Annotated in this window: 3 protein-coding genes and 1 pseudogene; 2 read left to right on the top strand and 2 right to left on the bottom strand. The window is 77.7% G+C overall.

Annotated features, from left to right (window positions below; translation table 11 throughout):
- Nucleotides 1-440: 440 nt before the first annotated feature.
- Both PYV61_RS22440 and PYV61_RS22435 read right to left on the bottom strand, forming a co-directional pair.
- Nucleotides 441-1,808, bottom strand: a complete 1,368-nt coding sequence (locus PYV61_RS22440) for a HAMP domain-containing sensor histidine kinase (RefSeq protein ID WP_275835874.1) — start codon at nucleotides 1,806-1,808, stop codon at nucleotides 441-443.
- Nucleotides 1,805-2,470: a response regulator transcription factor gene (locus tag PYV61_RS22435; protein WP_275835872.1), complete on the bottom strand. Its 666-nt coding sequence runs from the start codon at nucleotides 2,468-2,470 to the stop codon at nucleotides 1,805-1,807. Before PYV61_RS22435 ends, PYV61_RS22440 begins: the two co-directional genes overlap by 4 nt.
- 88 nt (nucleotides 2,471-2,558) lie before the next feature.
- Between PYV61_RS22435 and PYV61_RS22430 the strand changes: the two genes are divergently transcribed.
- Together PYV61_RS22430 and PYV61_RS22425 are read left to right on the top strand one after the other, a co-directional pair.
- Nucleotides 2,559-3,293, top strand: coding sequence for a sigma-70 family RNA polymerase sigma factor (locus PYV61_RS22430; RefSeq protein WP_275835870.1), 735 nt, complete (start codon nucleotides 2,559-2,561; stop codon nucleotides 3,291-3,293).
- A pseudogene (locus PYV61_RS22425) lies at nucleotides 3,253-3,697 on the top strand (hypothetical protein); the annotation flags it as partial. The gene PYV61_RS22430 and the pseudogene PYV61_RS22425, both read left to right, overlap by 41 nt.

Raw genomic sequence — 3,697 nt, 5'->3', positions numbered from 1 at the left:
TCGTCGCGCCGCGCCGCCGCGACGCGCGCCTGCGGGCTCGCGCTCCGGGCGCGCCGCAGCTCGTCGCTGAGCGTCCCGCCCGCCGGCGCCTGCGCCCCGCCGATGCGCGCGAGGCGCACGACGAGCAGGACGTCGAGCGCGAGCGCGGCCCGTCGGGGGAGGAAGAGGCGGTGCATCCGGGGGAACGTAGGACGCGACCGTGAATCGACGGTGAACGGGAGGGAGCGGCGAGCGGCGAGCGTCGAGCGCGCACCGCGCGAGCGACGTTTCCTTCACGCGTGGGACGCGTCGTCGCGGGACGGCCCGAGCGCCGGGCGCCGGGCGCCGAGGGGACGCATTGCGCTCGGCGCCCGGCGCCCGGCGCTCGGGTGGCGTTGCCTGGACGGGTCCCTCCCCACGATGCCGGCTGCCCGACGACGGACCCGCTCGACGCTCGACGCTCACCGCTCGACGCTCGCCGGAAACCTCACCCGCGCCAGCGTTCCCCGGCCGCCCGCGCCGTCGGCCAGCGTGAGCGCCGCCCCGTGGCGTTCCGCGATCCAGCGGGCGATCGGCAGGCCGAGCCCGCTGCCGTCGGGGGCGAGGCGGCGCGCCTGCTCGCCGCGGTGGAAGCGCTCCCAGACGCGGTCGCGCTCCGCGGGGGGAATGCCGATCCCGTCGTCCTCGACCTCGAGGACCGCGCGGCCGGCGTCGGTGCGGACGCGCACGTCGACGTGGCCGCCGGCGGGCGTGTAGCGGATGGCGTTGTCGACCAGGATGCCGACCAGCCGCTGGACGAGGGTGACGTCGAGCGCCGCCGGCGCCTCGTCGAGGGTCGAGCTGCCGAGGGCGACCCCGGCCGTGCGGGCGCGGGCCTGGAAGGAGCCCGTCGCGTCGGCGACGGCGTCGTCGAGGAAGCTCGGCGCGAGCACCGGCGGCGTCGGGTCGGCGTCGGCGCGGGCGAGCTGCATCAGCTCGTCGACCAGGCGCGAGGCGCGCGACAGGTCGGCGCCGATCTCCTCCAGCGCCCGGCGCTCGGGGGGTGCCGCCGCCCCGGCCGCGGCGTCGAGCAGCGCCAGGTCGACGCGGCTGCGCATGCGGGCCACCGGGGTGCGCAGCTCGTGCGCGGCGTCGCCGAGGAAGCGGCGCTGCTGGCGGAGCGCGGCGTCCAGCCGCTCGAGGAGGGCGTTCACCCGTGCGCCGAGCTGCCCCAGCTCGTCGCGGGCGTCGGCGATCGGGAGCCGGCCGAGCGCGCCCGAGCCGATGATCGCGTCGGTGGCCTGCGTCATGTCGCGCAGGGGGCGCAGCGTCCGCCCGGTGAGCCACCACCCGAAGCCGGCGGCGAGCAGCACCGCCACCGGGGCGGCCACCAGCAGCGCCGCGTCCATGCGGGCCAGCGAGCGGTCGAGGGGGACGAGGCTGGCCCGGACGCGCAGCCGCCACCCGGGCGACTTCGGCGAGAGGGGGACGACGACGTCGCGGGTGTGGGGGGCGCCGTCGCGCAGCTCGACCGGGCGGTAGCCGGGGACGACCGGGAGGATGGAGCCGTCGGGGCGCACGAAGTCGATCGCCCGCTCGGAGATGACCAGCTCGCGAGCCATGTGGCGGGTGGTCGCGTCGGTGCCGCCGTAGACCCCCTCCTCCAATCCATAGAAGCCGCGCACCGCGGCGACCGTCCCGTCGACCGATTCGTTGAAGGTGCGGTGCAGCTCGGCGCGCAGGACGGTGCGGAGCGCCAGCCCGGCGGCCAGCAGCCCCAGCAGGAGCATGGCGGCGTACCAGGCGGTGAGCCGGACGCGGATCGAGGCGCGCTGCGCCGTCCGGGTCATCCGAGCCGCCACCCGGCGCCGCGCACCGTGGCCAGGAGGGGCGCCTCCCCCTCGGCGTCGATCTTCCGGCGCAGCCGCCCGACGTAGACGTCGATGACGTTGCTGAGGGGGTCGAAGTTGTCGTCCCAGGCGTGGGTGCCGATCTGCTCCCGGGTGACGACGTGGCCGGGGTGGCGCATGAGGACCTCGAGGACCGCGAACTCCTTGGTGGTGAGGGCGATCGCGCGGCCGGCGCGGGAGGCGCGCCGGGTCCCCGTGTCGAGCGCCAGGTCCTCGACCCGCAGGGTGACCGGGAGGGCGTCGGCGGGGCGGCGGAGGAGGGCCCGGAGCCGCGCCACCAGCTCGGCGAGGGCGTACGGCTTCACCAGGTAGTCGTCGGCGCCGCCGTCGAGCCCCGCGACCCGGTCGGCCACCGCGTCGCGGGCCGTGGCCATGAGGATGCGCGCCCGGACCCCCCGCCCCCGCAGCTCGCGGCAGAGCGCCAGCCCGTCGACGTCGGGGAGCCGCAGGTCGAGGACGATGGCGTCGTAGTCGTTCACGGCCGCCAGGAAGCGCCCCGCCGCCCCGTGCGCCGCCTCGTCGACGGCGAACCCGGAGCGCCGGAGGTAGGCCGCCACCGAGGCCCGCAGCTCGGCGTCGTCCTCCACGACGAGGATCCGCATCCCCGGAAGCTACCGCAGGGGGGCGGCGGCGGGCGGCAACACTGGGCGGCAACCCTCCGTAGGTGAGCGGGTGACTGACCCGACGAGTATGGAAACCGACGCTCAGCTGGTCCGGCGCGCCGTGGACGGCGACGAGCGGGCGATGCGGCTCCTGTGGAGCCGGCACGCCGCGCACGTGGACGCCGTCGTGCGGCGGCTGGTCGGCGACCCCGATCAGGCCGCGGACGTGGCGCAGGAGGTCTGGATCCAGATCTTCCGCGCGCTCCCGACCTGGCGCGGCGACTCGCAGTTCGGCACCTGGGCCCACCGCATCGCGGTCAACCGCACCCTGAACGCCCTGCGCCGCGTGCGGCGGGTCGGGAAGCACGAGGCCTCGCTCGACGAGGCGCTCGACGCCGACGAGGGGCGCACGGTGGCGGGGGCGGGGGCCGTGCGGGCCGCGGTCGCCGCCTCGGCGGTGGAGCCGGAGGGGGAGCGCGCGCTGCTGGCCGCCTCGATCGCGGAGGCCACGCGGCAGCTCGCCCCCGGCGCCCGGCAGGTCTTCCTCCTCCACGACGTGGAGGGCTACACGCACGAGGAGATCGCCGAGTCGCTCGGCATCACCGCGGGCGGCTCCAAGTCCCAGCTCTTCAAGGCGCGCGCGAAGCTGCGCCGCCTGCTCTCGCACCTGGTGGACGGCGTGGCCGGCCCCCCGTCGGGGAACGCCGCGTCGGGGCAGGGGGGCGCCGAGCGCGCCCTGACGATCTCCGGCTCGCACCGTTCGCCGACCTCGCTGTCCGCGCGTGTCCCGTTCCGTCCTGCGCATGCTGCACCTCGATCCTGAGCGCCTCGCGGCGCTCGCCGACGAAGGCCCGACCGCCGAGGAGGGCGCCCACCTGGCGACCTGCCTCGCCTGCCGCCGCGAGCGCGACGCGTACGTGTCGCTGCTGGCCCTGGCGCAGCGCGAGGGGGCGGCGGCCGTCGACCTCGACCCGGCGGACGCCCCGCCGCTGACCAGCTGGCCCGCGCTCGCCGGCGCCCTGCGCGCCGAGGGGCTCCTCGCCCCCTCGGCGGGCGTCGCCGTGTCGGACGCCGCCGACGACGCGCCGGCGCGGGTGTTCGCGCTGCCGGTGCGGCGCCCGAGCGTCGCCCCGCTGCTGCGGCGCGTGGCCGCGGCGGCGCTGTTCGTGACCGGCGGGATGGCGGCCGGGCGCGCGCGCGTCGGTGCGCCGGCGCTCCCGTTCGGGG

Origin of the sequence: Roseisolibacter sp. H3M3-2, assembly GCF_029211165.1 — a bacterium.
Taxonomy (GTDB): Bacteria; Gemmatimonadota; Gemmatimonadetes; order Gemmatimonadales; family Gemmatimonadaceae; genus Roseisolibacter.
Note: the sequence above shows the minus strand (reverse complement) of the source record. Positions and strands in the feature narration are given on the sequence as shown.

Bases quoted from the DNA above. Each gene is read 5' to 3' on its own strand.
- PYV61_RS22430 (WP_275835870.1), top strand. From the start codon at position 2,559: ATGGAAACCGACGCTCAGCTGGTCCGGCGCGCCGTGGACGGCGACGAG.
- PYV61_RS22435 (WP_275835872.1), bottom strand. From the start codon at position 2,470: ATGCGGATCCTCGTCGTGGAGGACGACGCCGAGCTGCGGGCCTCGGTG.
- PYV61_RS22440 (WP_275835874.1), bottom strand. From the start codon at position 1,808: ATGACCCGGACGGCGCAGCGCGCCTCGATCCGCGTCCGGCTCACCGCC.